The following is a 26,174-nucleotide window of genomic DNA, read 5'->3' as shown; positions in this document are numbered from 1 at the left end:
TAGATAGGTCAGCGTGGCACCATGCCGACAGCTGGCGACTCTATGGCGTGTCGGCGGTCCGCAGCAACACAATCCGCCGGACCCGGCCCGATGTGTCGGCAATGAAACATGCGGCTGTCAAGGGCGTAGGGCCGTCGCACGGCAGGTTTCACCGGTGCGCGAAACATCCGAACGGTTACGTTCGAGGCGAGTTGCGCGAGTGTCGCAAAGTGACCATACACACATCCGGCCGGACCTTGTCGGGCAAGATCCGGCCGGGAAGGTGCTGTTGACGACCTGTGTTGACGTATCGCCTTTTACCGAAAGGTGACTTAAAAACAGCCGGTCAGCCGAGCAGCGACGCCAGCTCGACGTGCTCCAGGCCGTGCGCCTCGGCGACCTCGCGGTAAACGACCCTGCCGTCATGGGTGTTGAGCCCCTTGGCCAGTGCGGGGTCCCGGCGCGAGGCCTCGGCCCAGCCGTGGTCGGCGAGTTCCACGATGTACGGCAGCGTGGCGTTGGTCAGCGCGTAGGTGGAGGTGTTGGGCACCGCGCCGGGCATGTTGGCGACGCAGTAGAAGACCGACTCGTGGACCGGGAAGGTCGGCTCGGCGTGGGTGGTGGGGCGGGAGTCCTCGAAGCAGCCGCCCTGATCGATCGCGATGTCGACAAGGACACTTCCCGGCTTCATCCGCGACACCAGCTCGTTGGTGACCAGCTTCGGGGCCTTGGCGCCGGGGATGAGGACGGCCCCGATGACGAGGTCGGCCTCCAGGCACGCCTTCTCCAGCTCGAAGGCGTTGGAGACGACGGTCTGGATCTTCGTACCGAAGACTTTGTCGGCTTCCTTGAGCTTGTTGATGTCCTTGTCGAGCAGGGTCACGTGGAAGCCCATGCCGATGGCGATCTGAGCGGCGTTCCAGCCCGACACGCCGCCGCCGATGACGACGGCCCGGCCGGCGAGCACGCCCGGCACACCGCCGGGGAGCACACCGCGGCCGCCGTTGGCCCGCATCAGGTGGTAGGCGCCGACCTGCGGGGCCAGCCGGCCCGCGACCTCGGACATCGGCGCGAGCAGCGGGAGCGCGCGATTGGGCAGCTCGACCGTCTCGTACGCGATCGCGGTGGTGCCCGACAGGACGAGGGCGTCGGTGCACGCCTTGGAGGCGGCCAGGTGCAGATAGGTGAAGAGCGTCTGGTCCTTGCGGAGGCGGTGGTACTCCTCGGCGATGGGCTCCTTGACCTTGAGCAGCAGGTCGGCGGCGGCCCACACCTCGTCGGCCGTGGCCAGGATCTCGGCGCCGGCGGTGACGTACTCGGCGTCCGGGATCGACGAGCCGACACCGGCGCCCTGCTCGATGACGACCTGGTGGCCGTGGCGCACCAGCTCGTGCACGCCGGCGGGGGTGATGGCCACCCGGAACTCGTTGTTCTTGACCTCGCGGGGGATGCCGACCTTCACGTCGATCACGGTCCTTGGCTCGGAGGGGTGTGGGGGCTCGCACGCGCGGGCGGAACATGCCCACGCGATGCAGGACATACCCGTACGCATCGGAGCGCACCGGGAGACACCGCAGGAGAACCGGCGGCGCAGCCAGTCTAATGAAGGTGTCCCCGCTGTCTAGCCTTTCAATGCATCAATCTTTCGCGGATGCACTACGGATTTCGCAGGCGTTAGAGCTGTGTTCCGGCTCGATCTCGTTGGTTTCGGGGTCCGGGACCTCGTCACCGAGCAGTCGCTCAGCGGCTCCCCGGTGCAGTCCGGCCGCCGCCGGGTCGCCGAGCCGCTCCAGGGTGTCGGCGATCCGGAGCTGGATCGCCGCCTGCAGCCGGGTGTCGTCGGCGCGCCGTGCCCACTCCGCCGCCTCCTGGCAGGTCCGCAGCGCCTCCTCGGGCCGTCCCGCGTACTCCTGGACGCGCGCCATCTCGCTCAACGCCCTTGCCTGGCCGCCCACATCGCCGAGCCGGCGGTGGCCGGTGAGCGCGGAGCTCCAGTTGCGTAGCGCCTCGCCGTAGCGGCCCGCGTAGGTGTACGCGGTGGCGATCCGGCCGTAGAGCCGGGCGGCGTCCTCGCGCTCGTCCCGGGCGAGCCGCTGGGCGAGCGCCCTGCCGTACCAGTCGGCGGCCCGTTCGTAGTCCTCCAGCTCCTGGTGCGCGCCGCCTACGGATTCCATCGCGCGGCCGGTCGCGTACGGGTCGTTCGCCCGCCGTCCGGCGTCGAGCGCGGCCCGGTAGCGGGCCAGCGCCGCCTTCGTACGGCCGGTACGGGCGTCCAGGTCGCCGAGGTTCAGCAGCGCCGCCGCCTCCTCGCGGGGCAGCCGGCGGCGCTCGGCGACATCGAGGACGAGCCCGTGGATGCCGTACAGGTCGGGGGCGGCGGCCCGGGTGCCGAAGTGCGCCACCATCGCCCGGACCAGCTGGGACATCAGGCGCCGGGCGAGGGTGTCCAGCTCCCCGTCGGCGACCGCGAGCCGGGCCGCGGCGAGCAGCGCGGGGCGGCGCACGCGCAGCCACTCCTCGGCGGCCCGGGGGGTCGGGAACCGCAGCGCCTTGGGCATCGCGAGGAGCTTCTCGCGGGCCAGCGGGCTGTCGGTCTCGGTGATGGCCCGGCAGGACTGCAGCAGCCGTACCGTCCGCTCCAGCATCCGCGCGCGGGCGAGGCGAAGCTCGCCCGGCCGTTCCTGGCTCTCGGCGAGGGACCACAGCAGCGGCTGGAGGCAGCCGGGGACCTCGTACTGCGGCAGCGCCGGATCGGCCTGGTGCAGGAAGCCGAGGGCCACGAAGTCGTCCAGCGTGGTGCGGGCCGCGCCGACCGAGCAGCCGGCGAGCCCGGAGGCGATGTGCGGGTCGACCAGGCCCGCCGGGGCGAGCGCGAGGAGGCGCAGTATCCGGGCGGCGGCGGTCGGCAGCGAGGCGTACGCCAGCTTGAGGATCTTGGCGAGCGGCGGGCTGTCGTCGTCCTCGGCGCGCAGTTGTTTGGCCAGGTCGGAGACGGCGGCGGAAGGCCGGGCGGCCAGCCAGCCCCCGGCGAGCCGGAGCGCGGCGGGCTGGGCCCCGCACACCTCGGCGAGCCCTTCGGCCGAGCGCGGGTCCACGGTGATGCGCACCGAGCCGCTGAAGCGTTCCAGCAGCTCCACGGCGGACTTGGTGTCCAGTCCGCCCAGAGTGCACGGGCGGACGTCGGAGATGCCCGTCAGGGGCCCCTCGGAGACCGCCACGACGAGGGAGTCGGGGGTGTCCGGGAGCAGCGCGTCGACCTGCTCGGCGTCGGCGGCGTCGTCCAGCAGGAGCACCACCCGGCGGTCGGCCAGCGCCTCGCGCAGGGCCTCACTGAGGTCGTCCTCGTCGGCCCCCGCCGGGGCCGGCACTCCGAGCTCCCCGAGCAGGTCACGCGCGGCGCGCTCGATCGGCACCCGGGTGCCGTCGGGTTCGGTGAGCCGGGCCCGCAGCACCCCATCGGGGTAACCGTCGGTAACCTGGCGGACGAGTTCCTCGGCGAGCGCGGTCCGGCCGTAGCCGGGCCGGCCGGCGATGAGCAGCACGCGCGCGTGGGGCGCCTTGCGGCCTGCGAGGGTGTTGAGGCCGGCCCGGTCGATGTCGGCCCGCAGTTCCTTCAACTCTCTTGTCCGGCCGAGGAACTGACTGTCCGTGGGGGCGGCCTCGACAGCCGCGGGCCGCCCTGTTCCGGACACCCGGGCGCCCCCGAGGTCCACCGCCTGATCCACCACGGGCCACGCTCCCGTCCCACCGCACGAGCAAGCCCGCCGGTTCTCCGGTTCGGGCGTTTCCCGAGCCTAGTTCACGCTCTGCGACGATCTGGGCGGAGCGGGGCGGTGAGGTCGCTCGATCGGATCAGCAGATCGTACGACTGATGTGGTCGGGTTGCCGTGAAGAAGAGCCGCGCCCCGGACGCTTTTGCTTTCAGGGGCGCGGGGAACTGCGCGACCAGCCACAGACGGCCCGCAGTTCACCAACGACCCCAAGAACCCCTAATTCTCGAACGGCCGCGCAGGCCAAGGCGCCTCAGCCGCCCGCAACGACTCCACCCCGTCCCCACTGCGCGCGGCGACCAGCGAAAGCACCCCCACCACAAGGCAGTTGTTGTGCAGCTCCCCCGCGAGCACCCCCCGCACCAGCTCGTCCAGCGGCACCCGGGCCAACTCCATGTCGGCCTCCTCGTCCTCCACCTCGAACCGCTGCCCCTCGGCCTCGGAGAGATCCCGCGCCAGGAAGATCCGCACAGCCTCGTCGCAGCCGCCGGGAGTGGTGTAGACGTCGGTCAGCACCCGCCACTCCTCAGCCTTGACGTGCGCCTCCTCGTACAGCTCGCGCTGGGCGGCGTGCAGCGGGTTCTCCCCCGGCACGTCCAGCAGCCCCGCCGGGATCTCCCACAGCTTCTCGCGGACCGGGTGGCGGTACTGCCGGATGACCAGGACCCGGTCCTGGTCGTCGACGGCGAGGACGGCGACGGAGCCGGGGTGGACCTGGTAGTCGCGGCGGACGACCGAACCGTCGGGCATGACCACGTCGTCGGTGCGCACGGAGGTCTTCTTGCCGACGAACGGCGTCTCGCTCGCCCGGACCTCCCACTCCTCGGCGGTGTCCTTGATCGTCATGTCGACTCGTCCTCCCACACGTACAAAAAGAAACCGGGGCACACATCCCGAAAGACGCGCACCCCGGTCACCGTACAGCTCTCGTGCGGCCCGGATTTACTTACCGGTCTTCCGCTCCACCGCGGCCTTCACCAGCCCCGCGAACAGCGGGTGCGGGCGGGTCGGGCGGGAGCGCAGCTCGGGGTGCGCCTGGGTCGCGACCAGGTACGGGTGGACCTCGCGCGGGTACTCGACGTACTCGACGAGCTTGCCGTCGGGCGAGGTCCCGGTGAACTGCAGCCCGGCCTTCTTCTCCAGCTCAGCGCGGTAGGCGTTGTTCACCTCGTAGCGGTGACGGTGGCGCTCCTCGACGTACTCCTTGCCGTCGTACACCTCGCGCACGATGGAGCCCTCGGCGAGCTTGGCCGGGTACATGCCCAGCCGCATCGTGCCGCCCATGTCGCCCTCGCCGGCGACGATGTCGAGCTGCTCGGCCATGGTGGAGATGACCGGGTGCGCGGTGGCGGAGTCGAACTCGGTGGAGTTGGCGTCCGGGATGTCGGCCAGGTTGCGCGCGGCCTCGATCACGATGCACTGCAGGCCGAGGCAGAGGCCCAGCAGCGGGATGCGGTTCTCGCGGGCGTAGCGGATGGCGCCGACCTTGCCGGAGACACCTCGGTCGCCGAAGCCGCCGGGGATGCAGATGGCGTCGACGTCGGCGAGCTGGGCCGCGGCGCCGGCCGGGGTCTTGCAGTCGTCCGAGGTGACCCACTTGATCTTCACGCGGGCCTTGTTGGCGAAGCCGCCCGCGCGCAGCGCCTCGGTGACCGAGAGGTAGGCGTCGGGAAGGTCGATGTACTTGCCCACCAGCGCGAGGTTGATCTCGTGCAGCGGGTTGTGGACGCGGTCGAGCAGGTCGTCCCAGGTCGTCCAGTCGACGTCGCGGAACGGCAGGTCCAGCTTGCGGACGACATAGGCGTCCAGGCCCTCGCCGTGCACGGTCTTCGGGATGTCGTAGATCGAGCGGGCGTCGGGACACGCGACCACGGCGGCCTCGTCGACGTCGCACATCAGGGAGATCTTGCGCTTGATCGCCGCAGGAACTTCACGGTCACAGCGCAGAACGATCGCATCTGGCTGAATACCGATGTTGCGCAGCGCCGCAACCGAGTGCTGCGTCGGCTTCGTCTTCAGCTCTCCCGAGGGCCCGATGTACGGCAGGAGCGAGATGTGGACGACGAAGACGTTGTCACGGCCGACCTCGTGACGGACCTGGCGGACGGTCTCCAGGAACGGCAGCGACTCGATGTCGCCGACGGTGCCGCCGACCTCGGTGATGACGACGTCGACCTCGTCGGAGGCCATGCGCCGGATGCGGTGCTTGATCTCGTTGGTGATGTGCGGGATGACCTGCACGGTGTCGCCCAGGTACTCGCCGCGCCGCTCCTTGGCGATGACCGTGTTGTAGACCTGGCCGGTGGTGACGTTGGCCGAGCCGTCCAGGTCGCGGTCGAGGAAACGCTCGTAGTGGCCGATGTCCAGGTCGGTCTCGGCGCCGTCGTTGGTGACGAACACCTCACCGTGCTGGAAGGGGTTCATCGTGCCCGGGTCGACGTTCAGGTAGGGGTCGAGCTTCTGCATCACGACGCGCAGGCCCCGGGCCTTGAGCAGCATGCCGAGGCTGGAGGCGGTCAGACCCTTGCCGAGCGAGGAGGCGACACCCCCGGTGACGAAGATGTGCTTGGTCGTCGTGTTTCGAAAAGCAGCGGGCGGCATGGCCAACTGGGGGCTCCCGTGGTCGCGGTTCGGTGTGCGGGTCGGCCGCCGCCCGATCTCATGCTCGGGGGTGCCTTCGCTGCGGTTCGGGGGTCCCTCAGGCGAATCTTCGACGTGGGGCGCCCACCGGTCCACGGGCTACCAGGGTATCAGCGACAGAACACGATCGCTTCCGGCCACGCTCCGCGCACGGGCCGACACGGACCTCGTACGACAGTCGGCGAATCTCGGTCGGCCTTCACCCTTGGCTCACCCGTTCGGCTCACTCGTGTTGCCTGGAGCGGCACGCGGAGCCCTCCGGTGCGTCGTATCCTCTTCGGACACTCGCTGCCGAGCGCGGCCGCCGCGACGGCACCACCCCCGCCCGTCTCCGGTAATCATGAGAGCTCGTCAGTCCGTTGAGCAACGATCGCCTCATATGCGTTGAGGATCGTTGAGCGACATCGCATGACACCGTCCCTTGGATCACTCTGGAAACATGGTTCCTTTGCCGATCCCTCGGGTCCCTTGACCGCACACCGCACAGCGACCGCCCCTCGGGGGGCGACGACGTGGCCGTTCGACTGGAGTTGCACGTGGCCGGGCGCATCGAAGACTACGCACTCATCGGAGACATGCAGACAGCGGCGCTGGTCTGCCGGGACGGCACGGTCGATTGGCTGTGCCTGCCCCGCTTCGACTCCCACGCCGTCTTCGCGGGACTGCTCGGCACCGAGGAACACGGATTCTGGAGACTGGGCCCCGCGCACGCCTCGGACGCACAGCCCCCGACGGCCTCCCGCCGCCGGTACCGCGGCGACTCGCTGATCCTGGAATCCGAGTGGGACACCCCGCGCGGCACGGTCCGTGTGACGGACTTCATGCCACCGCGTGACGGCGCCCCGCAGCTGATCCGGATCGTGGAGGGCGTCAGCGGCCGGGTGCCGATGCGTTCGGCGCTGCGGATGCGGTTCTCGTACGGCCGGGTCGTGCCCTGGGTGCACAAGCACGAGGGGCGCACGGTGGCCGTCGCCGGGCCGGACTCGGTGTGGTTCGACACCGAGTGCGAGACCTACGGCAAGGCGCTGACCACGTACGCCGACTTCACGGTGACCCCGGGCGACCGGATCGCGTTCACGATCTCCTGGGAGCCCTCGCACAAGCAGCCCCCGCCGCTGCCGGAGCCCGAGCCGTCGCTGCGGGCCACCGAGGAGTTCTGGCACGACTGGGTGGAGCAGTGCACGTACCACGGCCCGTACCGCGAGGCCGTGATCCGCTCGCTGATCACGCTGAAGGCCCTGACGTACGCCCCCACCGGCGGCATCGTCGCCGCGCCGACCACCTCGCTGCCGGAGCACATCGGCGGTGTCCGCAACTGGGACTACCGCTACACCTGGCTGCGCGACGCGGCCATCACCCTCTCCTCCCTGCTGCGCACCGGCTACCGCGACGAGGCCCGCGCCTGGCGCGAGTGGCTGCTGCGGGCCGTCGCCGGCGACCCGGAGAACCTGCAGATCATGTACGGCATCGCCGGTGAGCGGGAGCTGGGCGAGGCCGAACTGGAGTGGCTGCCCGGGTACGAGAACTCGGGCCCGGTCCGGGTCGGCAACGGCGCCGCGCACCAGCTCCAGCTGGATGTGTACGGCGAGGTCACCGAGGCCCTGCACCTGGCCCATATGACGGGCCTGGCCCGCAACGACTACGCCTCCCTCCTCCAGCTGAAGCTGATCCGCTACCTGGAGGACCACTGGGACCAGCCGGACGAGGGCATCTGGGAGGTGCGCGGCCCGCGCCGCCACTTCGTGCACTCCAAGGTCATGACCTGGGTCGCCGTGGACCGCACGATCAAGCTCATCGAGTCCGGTGACGCGGACGGCCCGCTGGAGAAGTGGCGCGAGCTGCGTGACGACATCCACCGGGACGTGTGTGAGAAGGGTTACGACAAGGAGCGCAACACCTTCACACAGTCGTACGGCTCGAAGGAGCTGGACGCCTCCCTGCTACTGATCCCGCAGATGGGCTTCCTGCCGCCGGACGACAAGCGGGTCATCGGCACCATCGAGGCGATCCAGCGCGAGCTGTCGACCCCGGACGGCTTCATCCTGCGCTACCCGACCTCCGGTGAGGACGAGGGCGTGGACGGGCTGCCGGGCGACGAGGGGGCGTTCCTCGCCTGCTCGTTCTGGATGGCCGACGACCTGGCGATGATCGGCCGGGTGGACGAGGCCCGCAAGCTCTTCGAGAAGCTGCTCTCCCTCCGCAACGACCTGGGTCTCCTCGCCGAGGAGTGGGACCCGGTGCTCAAGCGCCAGGTGGGCAACTTCCCGCAGGCCTTCAGCCACGTCCCGCTCATCGACACGGCCCTGCGGCTGACCGCCTCGGGGGCGTACGGCGGCTGAGCGCGCGCCCTCCGGTCCGGCGCACACGGCGGCGGACCGGAGCGCGAACAGGCGCGCGCGGCAAGCGCTTGCGCTCGCTGGTACGGGTTGCTCCGGCCTCCCCGAGAACAGGCCCCGTCCCCCGCCCCCGCCTAGCCTGGAAAGAGCCCTGTCCCCTGACCGAAAGGGGGCGGCTCACCATGGCTCCCCTCTCGAAGGCGCACACGGCCCTCACCGCACTGCGCGAGGACCTGACCGGCGATGTGTTCGCCCCGGTGGATCCGGGCTACGACGACGCCCGTACGGTCTTCAACGCCATGATCGACCGACGCCCGGCCGTGATCGCCCAGTGCGCGGACGAGACCGACGTCGTCCGCTCGGTCCGCTTCGCCCGCGACCTGGACCTGCCGATCGCGGTACGCGGCGGCGGCCACAGCGTGGCCGGAATGGCTCTCAACGACAACGGGCTCGTCATCGACCTGCGCCGGATGCACGCCGTCACGGTCCGTCCCGGGTCCATGAGCGTCCGGGTCCAGGGCGGCGCCACCATGAGCCATCTCGACCGCGCCACCGAGCCCCACCGCCTGGCGACCACGGGTGGCCGGGCGTCGACCACGGGCGTGGGCGGCTTCGTCCTCGGCGGCGGCAGCGGCTGGCTGGACCGCACCTTCGGGCTCGCCGTCGACAACCTCCTCGACGTCGAACTGGTGACCGCCGACGGCCAGTCGGTCCGTGCGAACGCCGAGGAGAACCCGGACCTGTTCTGGGCCCTGCACGGCGGCGGCGGCAACTTCGGCGTGGCCACCGCGCTCACCCTCCGGCTGCACGACCTGCCCGCGTTCGCCGTCGCCCTGCTGTTCTACCGCCCGGAACACGGCCCCGAGGTGATCCGGGTGTACCGCGAGGTCATCGAGACCGGCCCACCGGAGGCGAGCGGCGCCGTCCTCTATCTCACCGGCCCGCCCGAGGAGTTCATGCCCGAGCATCTGGTGGGCAAGCTCACCTGCGGGGTCCTGCTGACGTACGCGGGGACCGAGGAGGACATGCGCAAGATCGCCCAGCCGCTGCTGGCGCTGCCGCACGAGGCCGAGGTCGTCGGCGCGATGCCGTACGCGGACGTGCAGTGCATGATCGACGATCCGCCGGGCATGCGGAACTACTGGTCGGCGGAGTATCTGACCGGTCTGCCGGACGAGTTGGTGGACGTCTTCGCCACGCGCGCGTGGACGATGCCCGTGCCGACCGGCACCCAGCATCTGCTCTTCCCGCTGGGCGGTGCGATCGCCGAGGGCCCCGCCGACTACCCGGTGCCGTACCGGAACTCCCCGTGGGCCGTGCACCCCTTCGGCATCTGGGACGACCGGGCGGACGACGAGCGGTGCCTGCGGTGGGTGCGGGACGTCCGCGCCGACGTCCGGCCGTGGAGCACCGGCGCGGTCTACCTCAACTTCGTCGGCGACGAGGGCGCCGACCGGGTCGTGGCGGGGCACGGCGTCGACGACCACCGGCGGCTGACCGCGGTGAAGACCGAGTACGACCCCGACAACGTCTTCCGCTTCAACCACAACATCCCGCCGGCCTGACGACCGGGTACCGTCCGCTCCATGGACACCCGTGACAGCCGCGCACCAGGTGACGGCCGCGAGGCGCAGGGCGGTATCACCGTGCGGCGGGCGCTGGAGCTGCCCGGGCTGCGCGGTGGGCTGCCGGAGATCCTGGCCGGCGCCGACCGGCTGCACCGGACCGTGCGCTGGGTGCACGCGGGCGAGGTCCCGAACATCGCCTCGCTCCTCAAGGGCGGCGAGCTGCTGCTGACCACCGGGTACGGGCTCGGCACCCGCCCAGCCGACCAGCGCGCGTTCGTCCGTACCCTCGCCGAGCGCGGCATCGCGGCGCTGGTCGTCGAACTGGGCCCGCGCTTCAGCCGCCTCCCCGCCGCCCTCGTCGAGACGGCGCGCTCGGCCGGTCTGCCGCTCGTCCAACTCCACCGCGAGGTGGCCTTCGTGACGGTCACCGAGGAGATCCACACCGAGATCGTCAACGGCCACTACGCGCTCCTCCAGCAGGCCGAGGAGGTCCACCGCCGCTGTACCGAGGCCCTGCTCGGCGGGGGCGGGATCCCGCAGGTCCTCGGCATCCTGGCCGACTTCAGCGGCAATCCGGTCTTCCTGGAGACCACCGACGGACAGCTCCTGTACGCCGCCGGGACGGGCCCCGCGGACACCGATCCGCTCCAGGTGTGGGAGGGGCTGCGCGACCGGCATCAGGACGCGCCGCCCGCCGGGACGGCCATCGTCGACGTACCGGGCGGCGGCCCCGGCACGGGCTCGGTACGGGCCCGGCTGGTGCTGCTCCCCGTCGTCGCCCCGCTGGCCCCCGTGCACCGGATGGCCGTCGAGCGGGCGGCCGGTGTCCTCGCCGTCGTCCTGATGCAGGCCCGGCAGGAGGAGGAGCTGGCGGCGCGCGGACGCGGCGACTTCCTCACCGACCTCGCCGAGGGCCGTATCCAGGCCGAGGACGCCCCCGCGCAGGCCCGTGTCCTCGGCTTCAAGCCGGGCGGCGGCCCCCTGCTCCCCGTGGTCATGCGACTCGCCGACGGCCTCTCCCCCGGCGGCGGGTGGGCCGTCCTCGCCCGCGCGGTGGCCGAGGAGCTGGCCTCCGTGGGGGTGCCCGTCCTGCTCGGTGTGCGCCCCGTCGAGGGCCGCGTACCGCTGCTGCTGGGCCTGCGGGCGGAGTCGGAGCGTCCTGCGGTGGCCGACAAGGTGGCGGCGGCGTTGCGGGCCGGCGCGGAGCGGGCCGGGATGCAACGGCCGGGCGGGCGGCCGCCCGTGGTGGTCGTGGGCGTGCCCGGCGGCTGGGCGGCCGCCTCGGCGGGTCTGCGGCACGCGGCGGAGACGGCGACGGCCGCGCAGGGGCTGGCCGACCGCCCCTGGTACGACGCCCGGCGGCTCGACATCGACCTGCTGCTGTGGCGGCTGCGCGACCATCCCGACCTGGCCGCGTTCGTGGACCGCGCGATCGGTCCCCTCCGTGACCACGACGACCGTGCCAAACCCCCGCTGCTGCCCACCCTGGAGACCTATCTCGCGCACGCCGGCCGCAAGGCGGAGACCGCCCGCGAGCTGCACCTCAACCGCCAGACCCTCTACAACCGCCTCGCCCGCATCGGCGAACTGCTCGGCACCGACCTGGACGACCCCCAGGCGGTCCTGGCCCTGAGCCTGGCGCTGAGGGCCCGCAGACACGTCACCTGAGCCGAGACCGTGCGCGAGCGCGTGCCTGGGCCCGTGTGCGAGCCGGTGCCCGTCACCTGCCCGTCAGCCGAGGGGCCTCAGCTGCGTCAACTCGTCGTAGACGCTGAGCACCTGGGCCACCGTCTCGTCCTCGGTCGGCCAGGTGGCGGCCTGCCGGATGCCCCGTTCCCGCAGGGCCTCACGGCGGGCGGGCTCGCCGAGGAGGCGTACGACGGCCGTGGCGAGCGCCTCCGCGTCGCCGTACGGGACGAGTTCGGCGCCGTCGCCGACCAGATCGGGCACCGAGCCGACGGCGGCGGCGACGAGCGGCACGCGCGCGTGCAGGGCCTCCTGGGCGAGGACGGAGCGGGCCTCGGGGCCGCCGGGCAGCAGCGCGAGGTCGGCGGCGGCGATCAGCTCGGAGACGTCGTCGCGCCGTCCGACGAGCCGTACGGGCAGTTCCTCGTCCTCGATGCGCCGCTGCAGGACGCTCCGCAGCGGGCCCTCGCCCGCGACGACGACCAGCGGCGCCGGATCGAGGCCGCGCCACTTCCGGGCGGCGTCGAGCAGGGTGTCGTACCCCCGGTGGCGGTCGAGTGTGCCGACGGCCATGAGCAACGGGCGGTCCGTGGCGCCCAGTTCGGCCCGGACCTTGGAGGCGGCCCGGTCCGGGTCGTCACCGGAGTCGGCCCGGCGGGGCGCGGGCAGGGCGACGGCGGCGAGCCGGGCGTCGCGCGCGCCCCGGCTGCGCGCCCGGTCGACCAGGTCGGAGGAGGTCCCGAGGACCACTGCGGCGGCCTTGGCGACCCGGCGCTCCAGCAGCCGCAGCAGATGCGCCCGCGCCCCCTCCGCGTACGAGCGCGTGTGCCAGGTGACGACGAGCGGGGTGGTGCGCCGACCGAGCGCGAGGGTGGCGCGGAAGCCGGCGTGCAGGCCGTGCGCGTGCACCAGGTCGGCGTCCGCGCAGACGCTGCGCAGGCTGGCCACCGAGGCCGGGTCACTGCTGCGGGGCACGTGGACGTGGTGGGCGCCGACGCCGGTGAAGTCGTACACACCGTCCGCGTCACTGGGGGCGCACACGGTGACCCGCACACCCCGGGCGACCAGACCCGACGCCAGCGACCGCACATGCGCGCTGCTCACCGCGCTGCCGCCGCCGAGCACTTGCACGGTTCGCAGCGGCGACTGGCCGTGCGGTGAGTGGCTGCTCACGTGACTCACGTGGCCGGGGCTCCTGGTTCGGGGTCGGACGGTCACGAAGAAACGAACAGAAGGTACCCGCGGTGGGGATGGACCGTTCGAAGCGCTTCCGTGCGGTCCGCGCGACACGTCCTGCTACGTCGTACCTGTCCAAGGATGCCAGGCCGCAAGGGTGTTCCGGGACAGCCGGACGGGGCGGGCGCCGGAGGGCCGGGCAACCCCGGACCCAGTGTCACCCACACGAGTGAACACCCGCACGAGGTTGCCCCTCGGCACACCTCCCGCCCCACCCATTCCCGTCGAATTCACCGCCTCGTTCACTGCCGGCCGACGAACGAGGCAGTGAGCGAGGCGGTGAATGAGGCGGTCCTCGCCGCGCCCTACGCGTCCGCGCGGGCCGCCGCCAGCAGTTCCTCCGCGTGGGCCCGTGCCGTCTCGGAGTCCTCCTGGCCGGCGAGCATGCGTGACAGCTCGCGCACCCGGTCCTCGCCCTCCAGGACCTTCACCCCGGACCGGGTCACGGACCCGTCGTTGGTCTTCTCCACCAGCAGCTGCCGGTCGGCGAAGGCGGCCACCTGGGGCAGGTGGGTGACGACCACGACCTGCGCGGACTTGGCGAGCTTGGCGAGGCGTCGGCCGATCTCGACGGCCGCCTTGCCGCCGACACCGGCGTCGACCTCGTCGAACAGATACGTCGGCACCGGGTCCGTCCCGGCGAAGACGACCTCGACGGCCAGCATCACCCGGGACAGCTCACCGCCGGACGCCCCCTTGGCGATGGGCCGGGGCGGCGCACCGGGGTGCGGGGCGAGCAGCAGTTCGACCTCGTCGGCACCGGACGGCCCGTACGCGACCGTGCGCCCGCCCACCTCGACGCCCTCGGGGTCGTCGCTCTGCCGGATCTCGAACGACACGCGCGCGTGCGGCATGGCGAGCGAGGCCAGCTCGGCGGTGACGGCGGCGGCGAACCGTTCGGCGGCCTCCGTCCGGGCGTCCGTCAGGGCCTGTGCGAGCCCGCCCAGTTCGGCCCGCAGCGCGTCCCGCTCGGCGGTCAGCTCGTCGATCCGCTCGTCGTCGCCGTCGAGTGCGGTGAGGCGCTGGGCGCCCTGCTCGGCCCAGGAGAGCACGGAGGCGATGTCCTGGCCGTACTTCCGCGTCAGCGCGTTCAGCGCGGCCCTGCGCTCCTCGACGGCCGCCAGCCGCAGCGGATCGGCGTCCAGGTCGTCGGCGTATCCCGCCAGCTCCCCCGCCACATCGCCCAGCAGGATCCCGATCTCCCCGATCCGCTCGGCGAGCGCGGCGAGCGCCGGGTCGTGCGACCGCACGGCCTCCAGCGCCCGGTGTGCGCCCGCGACGAGCGTGGTGGCGTCCACGCCCTCCGGGTCCTCGGGGTTGCCCGCGAGCGCCGCGTGCGCGGCCGTGGCGGCGGACGCCAGTGCCTCCGCGTGCCCGAGACGCTCGGCCTCCTCGGCCAGTTCCACGTCCTCGTCGGCCCGCGGCTCGACGCCCGCGATCTCGTCGAGTCCGTACCGCAGCATGTCGGCTTCCTGGGCCCGTTCACGGGCGCGGGTGACGATCTCGTCGAGTTCGCCGGCCACGGCCCGCAGCCGCCGGTAGGCCTCGCCGTACTTGGTGAGCGGCACGGCCACCGCGTCGCCCGCGTACCGGTCGAGCGCCGCCCGCTGCCGGGACAGCTTCAGCAGCCCCTGCTGGTCGGTCTGCCCGTGCACGGCGACCAGCTCGTCGGCCAGCTCGGCGAGCACGCCCACGGGGACGGAACGCCCGCCCAGGTGTGCCCGCGACCGTCCCTCTGCGGAGACGGTACGGCTGATCAACAGCGCCCCGTCGTCGAGTTCGGCCCCGGCCTCCTCGGCCCGGACGACCGCCGCCGCGCCCTCGGGCACGGTGATCCGGCCCTCCACGACGGCGTTCTTCGCGCCGATCCGTACGAGCGCCGGGTCCGCCCGCCCGCCGAGCAGCAGGCCGAGACTGGTGACGACCATGGTCTTGCCCGCACCCGTCTCACCCGTAACAGCGGTGAAGCCGGGCGACAGCTCGACCACCGCGTCGTCGATGACTCCGAGCGACCGTATCCGCATCTCCTCCAACACGGACACGACCATACGAGGTCGAGGATGCCGACCGCGACGCCCCCCGGTCCCAATGTCACTCCGGCGAGCGACAGCGCGCCCTACAGGGGCGCGGGGAACTGCGCGAGCAACCACAACGAACCCGCGGCCGCCGACGAGTCCCCGCCATCCCCCACGAGACGCTAGTGCCGAGCCCCCCGCCACCCGGAAACGGGCAAAGCGAACTTGGCCACCAGCCGGTCGGTGAACGACGCGTGATGCAACCGAGCCAGCCGCACAGGCACAGCCCCCCGCCGCACCTCGACCCGCGCCCCCGGCGGCAACTCCACGGTCCGCCGCCCGTCACACCACAACACCCCCGGCGGAATGTGTGGCAGAACCTCCACCGCCAGCACAGAATCCGGCGACGTCACCAACGGCTTCGCGAACAGCGCGTGCGCACTGATCGGCACCATCAACAGCGCCTCGACCTCCGGCCACACCACGGGCCCGCCCGCGGAGAACGCGTACGCCGTGGACCCGGTCGGAGTCGACAGGACGATCCCGTCGCACCCGAACCCGGTCACCGGCCGCCCGTCGATCTCCAGGACGACTTCGAGCAGCTTCTCGGCGCCCGCCTTCTGCACGGCCGCCTCGTTCAGCGCCCAGTCCGTGTGGACGATGTCCCCGTTCTGATGAACGACGACATCGACGGTCATCCGCTCCTCGACCTCGTAGGACTTGGTCACCACCCGGTCGACGACCTTGTCGAGGTCGTCCCGCTCGGCCTCCGCGAGGAAGCCGACGCTGCCGAGGTTGACGCCGAGCATCGGCACCCCGGACGCACGGGCGAACTCGGCGCCGCGCAGCAGCGTGCCGTCACCGCCGAGGACGATGAGCAGCTCGCACCCGTCGAGGCACTGCGGGGTGGCCTCCTTGACGAGCTCCACCTCCTCCGGCACCGGGATGTCCTCGGCCTCGTGCTCCAGGACCCGCACGGTGATGCCGTGGTGGAGCAGCCCCTTGACGACGAGTTCGGCGCTGCGGATCGCGGCCGGCCGCCCGGTGTGGGTGAGCAGGAAAACAGTTCGAGATCGGTCCTGAGTCAACGCGGCCCCTCCGCCACTGCTCGATCGACGTCGGCCGGGTCCAGTGCGGGAGCCCCGGCACGCAGCCACAGAAAGTACTCGACATTGCCCGAGGGCCCGGGCAGCGGACTGGCCGTCACACCCTTCACCCCGAGCCCCAGTTCCCCGGCGCGCCGGGCCACCCCGCGCACCGCCTCGGCGCGCAGCTCCGGACTCCGTACGACTCCCCCACTGCCCAGCCGCTCCTTACCCACCTCGAACTGCGGCTTGACCATCATCACCAGATCGGCGTCAGGTTTCACACACCGCACCAGGGCGGGCAGTACCAGGCCGAGCGGGATGAAGGACAGATCCCCCACGACAAGATCCACAGGCTCCCCATCGATCGCTTCGAGCGTCAACTCGCGTACGTTCGTACGGTCCTTGACGGTGACGCGTTCATCGCTTTGAAGAGTCCACGCGAGTTGTCCGTATCCGACGTCCACGGCGACGACGTGCGCGGCTCCGGCCCGCAGCAGTACGTCGGTGAAGCCGCCGGTGGAGGCGCCGGCGTCCAGCGCCCGCCGCCCCTCGACCGCGAGCCCCTGCGGGACGAAGACCTCCAGGGCGCCCGCGAGCTTGTGCCCGCCCCGGGACACGTACTCCGGGTCGCTGTCATCGCTCACGACCACGATCGCGGCGGCGGTCTCCACCTGGGTGGCGGACTTGGTCGCGACGGTCTTGCCGACGGTGACCCGCCCGGCGGCGATCAGCTGGCTCGCGTGCTCACGCGACCGCGCGAGCTTCCGCCGGACCAGTTCGGCGTCCAGACGGCGGCGTGCGACTCCTGCCACGGTGGGTTCAGCTCCTGCTCTCGTACGGCGATCAATAGGTGCGACCCGAAGGGTCTCATTGAGGGGCGGTGGTCGGGTGACGGGTGGGAGCCGGTGGTCCCGGGCGGGCGTCGAGCGCGGTGAGCGCGTCGCGCAGCCCCCGGTGTACATCCTCGTACACCTCCACATGGCCGTCGGTGGCGAGGTGGTCGGCGTCGGCCAGCCGGTCGAGGGCGGTGTCGACCTCGGGGTGGCCGGTGGCGGTGCGGGGCACGTTCAGCGGGGCCGGGGCGGCGGGGTCGTCCTCGGCTTCGGCGACCGGGGGCTCCGACCACGGGCCGGGCTCGCCGGTCGTCCCGGCCGCCACCTCCGGAACCACTGCTTCCACCCCGGCCTCGACCTCGGGCAAAGAGTCGCTCATGCCCAGACGCTACCGCGAAGCTCTGGGGTACCGTCGATCGCGATGGCAACGATTGAGGAGTGCCGCGCCGCACTCGAAAAGCTCTCGGACAACATGGCGGGCGCCGAAGGACACGTGAGCGAGGCGACGGCCCTCGACCGCTCGGTGAGCTGCCATGTCAAGGACCTCGACGTCACCTTCGTGGGCCGTATGCACGACGGGCGGATCGAGGTGCGCGACACCCTTCAGGGGCCGCCCACCGAGAAGGCCCAGATCCGGCTCGCCATGACGGGAGACGACCTGGTGGCCCTGGTCGACGGCGAACTGAACTTCGCCAAGGCCTGGGGATCCGGCCGGGTGAAGCTGGAGGCGGGCTTCCGGGACCTGCTCCAGCTCAGGAAGCTTCTGTAGCGGCCACCTTCTCCATCACCTTCGCCATCTCCTTCTCCGTGCCGATGCGCGCCTTGCGTGCCGCCGGCACCACCAGCGGTGTCCCCGTCTCCGGGTCGTCGATGACCTGGCAGCGCAGCCCGAAGACCTCCTCGACCAGCTCGGCCGTGACGATCTCGGCGGGGGCGCCCTCGGCGATCACCGCGCCGCCGCGCAGGGCGATGAGGTGGGTGGCGTAGCGGGCCGCGTGGTTGAGGTCGTGCAGCACCGCGACCAGGGTGCGGCCCCGCTCCTCGTGGAGTTCGGCGCACAGGTCGAGGACGTCGATCTGGTGCTGGATGTCGAGGAAGGTGGTCGGCTCGTCGAGCAGCAGCAGCGGGGTCTGCTGGGCGAGCGCCATGGCGATCCAGACGCGCTGGCGCTGGCCGCCGGACAGCTCGTCGACGTAACGGTCGGCCAGCTCGGCGACCCCGGTCGACTCCATCGACTCCCGGACGATCCGCTCGTCCTCGGTGGACCACTGCCGCAGCAGCCCCTGATGCGGATACCGGCCGCGGCCCACGAGGTCGCCGACGGTGATCCCGTCGGGGGCGATCGACGACTGCGGCAGCAGACCGAGCGTCCGGGCGACCTTCTTGGCGGGCATCGACTGGATGACGTTCCCGTCGAGCAGCACCCGCCCCTGGGACGGCTTCAGCATCCGGGACAGGGCTCGCAGCAGTGTCGACTTGCCGCAGGCGTTGGGGCCGACGATCACGGTGAACGAGTTGTCGGGTATCTCCACCGACAGCTGCTCGGCGATGACCCGCTGGTCATAGGCGAGGGTGACGTTCTCGGCGGACAGGCGGTTCACAGTGCTCCTCTTGTCGTTCGCGTGCGCCGACGCGCTGTCGTGTCCGTGCGCCGACGCGCTGTCGTTCTCGTTCATATCCGCCCGGCCTTCCGCTCGGTGACCAGCAGCCACAGCAGATAGACGCCGCCGAGCACGCCGGTGACGACACCGACGGGCAGTTGGTCGGCCCCGAACGCCCGTTGCGAGGCCCAGTCGGCGACGATCAGCAGGGTCGCGCCCATGCACATCGCGGGCACCATGTTCGGGCCCGGTGAGCGGGTGAGCCGTTTGGCGAGCTGGGGCGCGGTGAGGGCGACGAAGCTGACCGGCCCGGCGGCGGCGGTGGCTCCGGCGGTGAGCAGCACGGCCGACACCATCAGCAGCAGCCGTACGCGCTCGACGCTCACCCCGAGGGCGTACGACACGTCGTCGCCCATCTCCATCATCCGCAGCCCGCGCGCGTTGCCGAGCACCAGCGGCACGAGGATCGCGCACATGATCAGCAGCGGCCAGACCTGTTGCCAGTCACGGCCGTTGAGGGAGCCGGTCATCCAGACGACCGCGCGGGCCGCGTCGACGAGGTCGGCCTTGGTGATCAGATAGCCGTTGACCGCCGTGACGATCGCCGAGACACCGATACCGACCAGCACCAGCCGATAGCCGTGCACGCCCCGCTTCCACGCCAGCGCGTAGATCGCGAGGCCGGTGACCAGACCGCCGGCGAGGGCCCCGAGCGCCACCTGGCTCGCGCTGCCGGAGAACAGCACGATGACGACCAGCGCCCCGGAGGTCGCGCCCTGGGAGAGGCCGAGCACATCCGGACTGCCCAGCGGATTGCGGGAGATGGACTGGAACAGGGCCCCGCCGAGTCCGAGCGCGGCCCCGACCAGGAGCCCGACCAGGACCCGGGGCAGCCGCAGTTCGTTGACGATGAACTCCTGGCCCGCGTCGCCGTCGCCGAGCAGCGTCTTCAGTACGTCGCCGGCCGGGATCGGGAAGTCGCCGGTGCCGATCAGGACGACACTCGCGGTCAGCGCCGCCACCAGCAGCAGGGCGACGACGACGAACGCCCGTACGTCCAGCCGGACCGACAGCCCACCGGGAGTACGGACCGCGCGGTTGCGCGCGCCGCGCTCGCTCACGACCTCCGCCTCCCCCGCGCCGTCCGTCTTCCCCGCACTGCTCGTCTTCCTCATGACCTGCGTCTTCACAGCTGCGCCGTCCTCCGCCGTCGTACGAGAAAGATGAAGACCGGTCCGCCGAGGATCGCGGTGACGATGCCGACCTGGAGCTCCGCGGGCCGCGCCACCATGCGGCCGAGGACATCGGCGCCGAGCAGCAGCACGGGCGACAGGACGGTCGCGTACGGCAGGATCCAGCGCAGGTCGGGCCCGGTGAAGGACCGTACGACGTGCGGGACCATCAGCCCGACGAAGACGATCGGCCCGCAGGCGGCGGTCGCGGCACCGCAGAGCACGGTGGCGGCGGCCATGGAGAGAGCCCGGGTGCGGTTGAGGTCGGCCCCGAGCGCGCGGGCGGTGTCGTCGCCCATGGCCATCGCGTTCAGCGGCCGGGCGAGCAGCAGCGCGACGACCGTGCCGACGGCCAGGAACGGCAGCACCTGGGTGATGGTCTCGTCGGTCGCCGAGGCCAGCGAACCGACCGTCCAGAAGCGCATCTTGGACAGCGCCGCGTCATCCATGATCATCACGGCCTGCAGATAGCCGTAGAGGGCGGCGCTGATGGCCGTGCCCGCGAGCGCGAGGCGTACCGGCGTCGCGCCCCGGCTGCCGCCGAGGAACCAGACCAGCGCCCCGACGACGGCGGCACCCGCGAACGCGAACCACACATATCCGCTCAGCGAGGTGACACCGAAGTAGGTGATGGCGGTGACCACGGCCGCGGACGCGCCCGCGTTGATGCCGAGCAGTCCCGGGTCGGCCAGCGGGTTCCGGGTGAGCGCCTGGAGCACGGCCCCGGCGAGGCCGAGCGCGGCGCCGGCGAGCAGTCCGAGGAGGGTGCGTGAGATCCGTTCTCCGACGACGGCGTCCCCGTAGGTCCCCGTGTCCTCGAACAGGCCGTGCCAGACCTGCTCCAAGGACAGCTCTTTCGCACCGATCGCGATACTCGCCAGGGCGACCAGGAAGAGGATCACGAGGGACACGAGGAGCCCGACGACACGTATCGCCCGGCGGTTCGGGGGCGCGGGGGCGGTCTCCGCGCTCGGTTCAGGAGGACTGTCGACCAACACCCGGTTAGGTTAGCCTATCCTCCCCTTCCGGCTTGATCGCGTCCGCGAACACCGAAACGGCGTACGGGCCCTACCGGCCGTACGGTGGGCGGCTCGCTGGCACGAGCCACGAACCACGCGCCCCGCACAGCACCAGGTGTCCCGCGTACCCCGAGTACCCCGAACCCTCACAACCCCAGCCGCGCCAGAGCCTTCCCCCCGTCCAGCTCGCACGAGCCCTCCCCGGCAGCCGTCCAGGCCGCCGCGCACAGCGCCCGCAGCCCGTCCAGGGCCTCGCCCTCGCCGTCCAGTTCCAGCCGATCCGCGCCGGCGGTCGCAGTCCAGCCGCCGCAGCGGAAGCCTGCGCCCGCCTCGACGACCTCCGGCTGTCCGGTGAGCATGCCCCGCAGATCGGCGTCGACATACGTCGGCCGGTGCTGCGGGGGCGCGGCCAGCAGTTGCGCGCCGTCGGTCACGCCGGTGAGCACGAGCAGCGAGTCGACCTCGCCGTTGAACGCGCCCTCGATGTCCGTGTCCAGCCGGTCCCCGACCACCAACGGCCGCTCGGCGCCGGTCCGCAGGATCGTCTCCCGGTGCATCGGCGGCAGCGGCTTGCCCGCCACCTGCGGCTCGGCCCCGGTCGCGATCCGGACGACCTGCACCGCCGCCCCGTTCCCGGGTGCGATGCCCCGCGCGCTCGGAATCGTCAGGTCGGTGTTGGACGCGAACCACGGCACCCCGCGCGCGATGGCGAAGCTGGCCTCCGCGAACCGCCCCCAGGGCAGATCGGGACCGCCGTACCCCTGCACCACGGCCGCCGGATCGTCGTCCGCCGACTCGACCGGCTCCAGCCCCCGCTCACGCAGCGCCACCCGCAGCCCCTCACCGCCGATGACCAGCACCCGCGCACCGGCGGGCAGCTGCTCGCTGATCAGCCGGGCCACGGCCTGCGCCGAGGTGATGACATCGCCGGCCTCGGTCGGTATCCCGAGCGCCGTGAGATGCGCGGCCACCGTGTCGGGCGTCCGCAGCGCGTTGTTCGTCACGTACGCGAGGTGCATCCCGCCCGCGCGCGCCGTCCCCAGGGACTCCACGGCGTACGCGATCGCGCTGCCGCCCGCGTACACCACCCCGTCCAGATCGAGCAGCGCCGTGTCGTACGCCTCGCTCAGGGCCTGCCCACTCCCGTCGGGCCGTGTCCTGACTGCCTGGCTCATCGCACTCCGCTCCTCGCTCGGTCCACCGGTCCGTCCGTTGCCCCTCGGTCGCCCCTTGGCCGCCCGCTCGGTCAACAATCGGTTAGGTCGCTTTCTCCGATCATCCCTCACGGCACTGACACCCATACGATGCATCAATGAACTACGCAGGTCCCGCGGAGGAGATCCCGGCGCGCAGCGGCCTCGAACTGACCCCGTTCCGGGGGCTTCGCTACGACCCCGACCGGGTCGGCAGCCTGGCCGCCGTGACATCACCGCCGTACGACGTGGTCGTACGGCCGGACGGTCTGCTCCACCTCGAATCCGCTGATCCACACAACATCGTCCGCCTCATACTCCCCCAGGCCAGAACGCCCGCCGCCCGCGACGAACAGGCGGCCGACACCCTGCGGCGCTGGCTCGCCGACGGTGTCCTCGCCCCCGACACGGAGCCCGGTCTCTACGTCTACGAGCAGGCGGACGGCAGCATCCTCCAGCGCGGCCTGATAGGCGCCCTGCGCCTCTCGGAGCCCACCGCCGGCGTGGTCCTCCCCCACGAGGACGTCATCCCGCACGTCATCGCGGACCGCGCGGGCCTGATGCGCGCCACCTCCACCAACATGGAGCCCCTGCTCCTCACCTACCGGGGCAACGGCGCCACGGCAGGGGCGACAGCCGTGATCGAGCGCACCACACGGCGCGCCCCGCTCTTCGCCACGACCACGGAGGACGGCTTCAGCCACCGCCTCTGGGCGGTCACCGACCCCGCCGACCTCGCCGAGATCCAGTCGGACCTCGCCCATCACCAGGCCCTGATAGCCGACGGCCACCACCGCTGGGCGACCTACCTCCGCCTCCGCGCGGAGCACCCCTCCCCCAGCCCCTGGGACTACGGCCTGGTCCTCCTCGTGGACACCGCCCGCTACCCCCTCCGCGTCCGCGCGATCCACCGCCTCCTCCACCAACTCCCCGTCCGCGACGCCCTCACCGCCCTGACCGGCCTGTTCCGCGTACGCTCCCTCGACGTCCCGCTCCCCGAGGCCCTGGAGTCCCTGGCGGACGCGGCCGCCGCCGGCAACGCCTTCCTGCTCGCGGGCGACGGCGCCTTCCACCTGGTCGACCGCCCGGACCCGGATCTCCTGGCCCGTACGATCCCCGCCGACCGCCCTGCCGCCTGGCGCACCCTCGACGCGACGGTCCTGCACGCCACCCTCCTCGACCAGGTGTGGCACATCCCCGAGGACTCCCCGGCCCATGTCGCCTACATCCACGACACGGCCGCCACCGTCGAGAAGGCCGAACGCGACGGCGGCACGGCCGTCCTCATGCACCCGGTCCGCGAGGAGGTCGTACGCGACCTCGCCCGCCAGGGCGTCACCATGCCCCGCAAGTCCACGTCGTTCGGCCCGAAGCCGGCGTCGGGGCTGGTGCTGCGGGCGCTGGAACTCTGAGAACTCTGCCCGGACATGCGAAAGGGCGGGATCCCTGCACGGGATCCCGCCCTTCACTGTCACAAACTCCGACTCCGACTCCGTGTCCGACTCTGCCGGACGTCAGTCCTTGTCGTCGGCGACGTCCTTGACGGCCTTGACGTCCGGGACATCCTTGACGTCCGGGACGTCGGTGTCGTCGTCCTCGAGCTCGTCATCAAGCTCGTCCTCGTCTTCGAGCTCGTCCTCGAGCTGGTCTTCGATCTCGTCCTCGTCGAGGTCGAGGTCCTTGCTGTCCTCGACGGTGTCCTCGGGAGCGGTGTGGTCCGCGACCGGGGACGTGTCCTGCGGCGCCTCGTCGACCTCGTCGTCGCCGAGGGCGTCGACGAACTCGACACCGTCCATCTCCGCGAGCCGGTCCGACGCGTCCGTGCTGCCGTCCTTGTCGGCCTCGACAGCCTTGGCGAACCACTCGCGCGCCTCGCCTTCACGCCCGTTCGCGAGCAGGGCGTCGGCGTACGCGTACCGCAGGCGCGCGGTCCACGGCTGTACGGAGTTGGAGGCCAGCTCCGGGCTCTGCAGCGTCACGATGGCCGCGTCGAGCTGGTCCATGTCACGCCGGGCGCCGGCCGCCACGAGCCGCATCTCGACCTGACCGGCCTTGTCCAGCTTGTGCACCTCGGGCGCACCGGCCATGTCCAGCGCCTTCTCGGGCCGCCCGAGACCACGCTCGCAGTCGGCCATGACGGGCCACAGGTCGACATTGCCGGTCATCCGCCGGGCCGCCCGGAACTCCGCGAGCGCCTCGCTGTACTTCTGGTTCGCGTACGCGGCGAAGCCGGCGGCCTCCCGTACGGCGGCCACGCGCGAGGCCAGTCGCAGAGCCACCCGCGAGTACCCGTAGGCGCTCTCGGGCTCCTCGTCGATGAGCCGGGCGACCATCACCAGGTTCTTGGCGACCTCCTCGGCCAGCCCCTTGGGCAGGCTCAGCAGCTCCTGGCGTACGTCCTTGTCGATCTCGTCGCCCGTGACGTCCTCGGGGATCGGCAGCCGCTTGATCGGCTCCCGGTCCCGGTCACGCTCGTCACGGAATCCGCCACCGCGCCGGTCGTCACGCCGGTCATCGCCCCGACGGTCGTCCCGGCCACGGAAACCACCGGTGGGCCGACCGCCACGGTCGTCCCGCCGGGGACCACGGCTCCGGTCGTCACGGCCGCCGCGGTCGTCACGCCCACGGAACCCGCCGCTGCGCTCGCCACCACGGGTGTCGCCACGGCTGTCGTCGCGGCGGAAGCCACCACGGTCGTCATCACGGCGGTACGTGGGACGGTCGCCCTCACGACGAACGGGACGGTCGTCCCGCCTGTCGTCCCTGCGGTCATCGCGGCGATCGTCGCGACGGAAGGCCGGCCGGTCCCCGTCCCGGCGGTCATCACGGCGGAACGCGGGGCGGTCCCCGTCCCGGCGGTCGTCCCGCCTGGAGTCGTCACGCCGATCGTCGCGGCGGAAGGGCGGACGCCCACCGCGGTCGTCCCCACGCCGGTCGTCACGGCCGCCTCGGTCGTCACGCCCACGGAACCCGCCGGTGCGCTCGCCGCCACGGGTGTCGCCACGGTTGTCGTCGCGGCGGAAGCCACCACGGTCGTCATCACGGCGGTACGTGGGACGGTCGCCCTCACGACGAACGGGGCGGTCGGGACGGTCGGGGCGGTCGTCCCGGCGGAACCCACGGTCCCGGTCACGGTCGTCCCGGCGGAAGCCGCCACGGTCACCGCTGTCGCGCCGGTCGTCCCTACGGTCGTCCCTGCGGTCGTCGCGGCGGAACGGGGGGCGGTCGTCGCGACGGACGAAGCCACCACGGTCGCCGTCGCGACGCTCGTCACGCCGGTCATCGCGGCGGTCATCGCGGCGGTCGTCACGGCGGAAGGCCGGCCGGTCCCCGTCCCGCCGGAAGCCACGGTCGCGATCGCGGTCGTCACGACGCGGGCCTCCGGAGCCGCCGGGTCCCCCGGTGCCGCCAGGACGCTCGTCGCGTCGGAACGCGGGACGGGGCCCACGGTCGCCGTCACGACGGTCGTCCCGTCCACGGAATCCACCGCCGCCACGCTGGTCACCGCGGTTGTCGCCACGGCTGTCGTCGCGGCGGAAGCCACCGCGGTCATCACGGCGTTCATCGCGACGGAAGCCACCGCGGTCGTCACCTCGACCGCGGTCATCACCACGTCGGTCGTCGCTACGGGGGCCGCCGCTTCCGCGGTCGTCGCGCCTGCCGTAGCTACCACGGTCGTTGTCGCGGCGCTCGTTGTCCCGGCGCGGTCCACCGCGATAGCCACCACGGTCACCACTGTCCCGTCGCCGCTGGTCGCGCTCCGGTCGATCGTCGGGAGAGTTGGTGGACATGGTGACTCCTGTCTTCGGTACTGCAAGCATTCTAGAAACAAAAGGACCCCTGGTCCCAGCTGAACGCTGGGACCAGGGGTCCTTTCCAAAGATTGTTCGGCGGCGTCCTACTCTCCCACAGGGTCCCCCCTGCAGTACCATCGGCGCTGTAAGGCTTAGCTTCCGGGTTCGGAATGTAACCGGGCGT

The 26,174-nt window shown here is 71.9% G+C and carries 19 protein-coding genes and 1 rRNA gene; 5 read left to right on the top strand and 15 right to left on the bottom strand.

Annotation, left to right across the window (positions count from 1 at the left end; genetic code table 11):
• Positions 1-325: 325 nt before the first annotated feature.
• The 4 genes from ald to pyrG form a co-directional block, all read right to left on the bottom strand.
• Positions 326-1,450 (bottom strand): alanine dehydrogenase, encoded by a 1,125-nt coding sequence (gene ald, locus ABT147_RS26070; protein ID WP_351410282.1) that lies wholly within the window; start codon positions 1,448-1,450, stop codon positions 326-328.
• Positions 1,451-1,616: 166 nt separating this feature from the next.
• On the bottom strand, positions 1,617-3,707 hold the full coding sequence (locus ABT147_RS26065; RefSeq protein ID WP_351410280.1) for a tetratricopeptide repeat protein: 2,091 nt from the start codon (positions 3,705-3,707) through the stop codon (positions 1,617-1,619).
• Positions 3,708-3,968: 261 nt separating this feature from the next.
• Positions 3,969-4,595, bottom strand: coding sequence for an NUDIX domain-containing protein (locus ABT147_RS26060; RefSeq protein ID WP_351410278.1), 627 nt, complete (start codon positions 4,593-4,595; stop codon positions 3,969-3,971).
• A gap of 96 nt (positions 4,596-4,691) precedes the next feature.
• Positions 4,692-6,350: a CTP synthase gene (gene pyrG / locus ABT147_RS26055; RefSeq protein ID WP_351410458.1), complete on the bottom strand. Its 1,659-nt coding sequence runs from the start codon at positions 6,348-6,350 to the stop codon at positions 4,692-4,694.
• Between the two features lie 575 nt (positions 6,351-6,925).
• Here pyrG and ABT147_RS26050 point away from each other — a divergent pair.
• From ABT147_RS26050 to ABT147_RS26040, 3 genes are all read left to right on the top strand, one after another.
• Entirely contained in the window at positions 6,926-8,728 is a 1,803-nt protein-coding gene (locus ABT147_RS26050) for a glycoside hydrolase family 15 protein (protein ID WP_351410456.1), read from the top strand.
• A 179-nt stretch (positions 8,729-8,907) separates the two neighbouring features.
• On the top strand, positions 8,908-10,290 hold the full coding sequence (locus ABT147_RS26045; RefSeq protein WP_351410276.1) for an FAD-binding protein: 1,383 nt from the start codon (positions 8,908-8,910) through the stop codon (positions 10,288-10,290).
• A 21-nt stretch (positions 10,291-10,311) separates the two neighbouring features.
• Positions 10,312-11,961, top strand: coding sequence for a PucR family transcriptional regulator (locus tag ABT147_RS26040; protein ID WP_351410274.1), 1,650 nt, complete (start codon positions 10,312-10,314; stop codon positions 11,959-11,961).
• 63 nt (positions 11,962-12,024) lie between these two features.
• Here the strand turns inward: ABT147_RS26040 and ABT147_RS26035 are convergent, their stop codons facing one another.
• The 5 genes from ABT147_RS26035 to ABT147_RS26015 form a co-directional block, all read right to left on the bottom strand.
• Complete coding sequence (locus ABT147_RS26035; protein WP_351410272.1) at positions 12,025-13,161, bottom strand: glycosyltransferase family 4 protein; 1,137 nt, start codon at positions 13,159-13,161, stop codon at positions 12,025-12,027.
• 359 nt (positions 13,162-13,520) lie between these two features.
• Positions 13,521-15,263: a DNA repair protein RecN gene (recN, locus tag ABT147_RS26030; RefSeq protein WP_351410270.1), complete on the bottom strand. Its 1,743-nt coding sequence runs from the start codon at positions 15,261-15,263 to the stop codon at positions 13,521-13,523.
• Positions 15,264-15,412: 149 nt separating this feature from the next.
• A complete protein-coding gene (locus ABT147_RS26025) occupies positions 15,413-16,318 on the bottom strand; it encodes an NAD kinase (protein ID WP_351410268.1) in 906 nt (301 codons plus the stop codon).
• Positions 16,315-17,130, bottom strand: coding sequence for a TlyA family RNA methyltransferase (locus ABT147_RS26020; protein WP_351410266.1), 816 nt, complete (start codon positions 17,128-17,130; stop codon positions 16,315-16,317). Before ABT147_RS26020 ends, ABT147_RS26025 begins: the two co-directional genes overlap by 4 nt.
• Positions 17,131-17,185: 55 nt before the next feature.
• Positions 17,186-17,530, bottom strand: coding sequence for a hypothetical protein (locus ABT147_RS26015; RefSeq protein WP_351410264.1), 345 nt, complete (start codon positions 17,528-17,530; stop codon positions 17,186-17,188).
• Between the two features lie 42 nt (positions 17,531-17,572).
• Here ABT147_RS26015 and ABT147_RS26010 point away from each other — a divergent pair, with 42 nt between their 5' ends.
• Complete coding sequence (locus ABT147_RS26010; RefSeq protein ID WP_351410262.1) at positions 17,573-17,920, top strand: SCP2 sterol-binding domain-containing protein; 348 nt, start codon at positions 17,573-17,575, stop codon at positions 17,918-17,920.
• Here ABT147_RS26010 and ABT147_RS26005 read toward each other — a convergent pair.
• The 4 genes from ABT147_RS26005 to ABT147_RS25990 all read right to left on the bottom strand — a co-directional run bounded on the left by ABT147_RS26005 (position 17,904) and on the right by ABT147_RS25990 (position 22,178).
• Entirely contained in the window at positions 17,904-18,827 is a 924-nt protein-coding gene (locus ABT147_RS26005) for an ABC transporter ATP-binding protein (protein WP_351410260.1), read from the bottom strand. The two genes, ABT147_RS26010 and ABT147_RS26005, sit on opposite strands and share 17 nt — an antisense overlap.
• Positions 18,824-19,927: a FecCD family ABC transporter permease gene (locus ABT147_RS26000; RefSeq protein ID WP_351410258.1), complete on the bottom strand. Its 1,104-nt coding sequence runs from the start codon at positions 19,925-19,927 to the stop codon at positions 18,824-18,826. The genes ABT147_RS26005 and ABT147_RS26000 overlap by 4 nt, the downstream gene beginning before the upstream one ends.
• Positions 19,928-19,938: 11 nt before the next feature.
• Complete coding sequence (locus ABT147_RS25995) at positions 19,939-20,982, bottom strand: FecCD family ABC transporter permease (protein ID WP_351410256.1); 1,044 nt, start codon at positions 20,980-20,982, stop codon at positions 19,939-19,941.
• Between the two features lie 167 nt (positions 20,983-21,149).
• Positions 21,150-22,178 carry an HAD hydrolase-like protein gene (locus ABT147_RS25990; RefSeq protein ID WP_351410254.1) on the bottom strand — a complete coding sequence of 343 codons (1,029 nt, stop codon included), beginning with the start codon at positions 22,176-22,178 and terminating at the stop codon, positions 21,150-21,152.
• A 137-nt stretch (positions 22,179-22,315) separates the two neighbouring features.
• Here ABT147_RS25990 and ABT147_RS25985 point away from each other — a divergent pair, with 137 nt between their 5' ends.
• Complete coding sequence (locus ABT147_RS25985) at positions 22,316-23,608, top strand: DUF1015 family protein (RefSeq protein WP_351410252.1); 1,293 nt, start codon at positions 22,316-22,318, stop codon at positions 23,606-23,608.
• A gap of 102 nt (positions 23,609-23,710) precedes the next feature.
• Here ABT147_RS25985 and ABT147_RS25980 read toward each other — a convergent pair whose 3' ends face one another.
• Entirely contained in the window at positions 23,711-24,637 is a 927-nt protein-coding gene (locus ABT147_RS25980; protein ID WP_502983163.1) for a tetratricopeptide repeat protein, read from the bottom strand.
• Positions 24,638-26,081: 1,444 nt separating this feature from the next.
• Positions 26,082-26,174, bottom strand: a 5S ribosomal RNA gene (gene rrf / locus ABT147_RS25970); the annotation flags it as partial.

The organism is Streptomyces sp. NPDC001868 (genome assembly GCF_040297125.1).
In the GTDB taxonomy this organism is placed as follows: domain Bacteria; phylum Actinomycetota; class Actinomycetes; order Streptomycetales; family Streptomycetaceae; genus Streptomyces.
The sequence above is the reverse complement of the archived record's forward strand: the minus strand, read 5'-3'. Positions and strand labels throughout refer to the sequence as shown.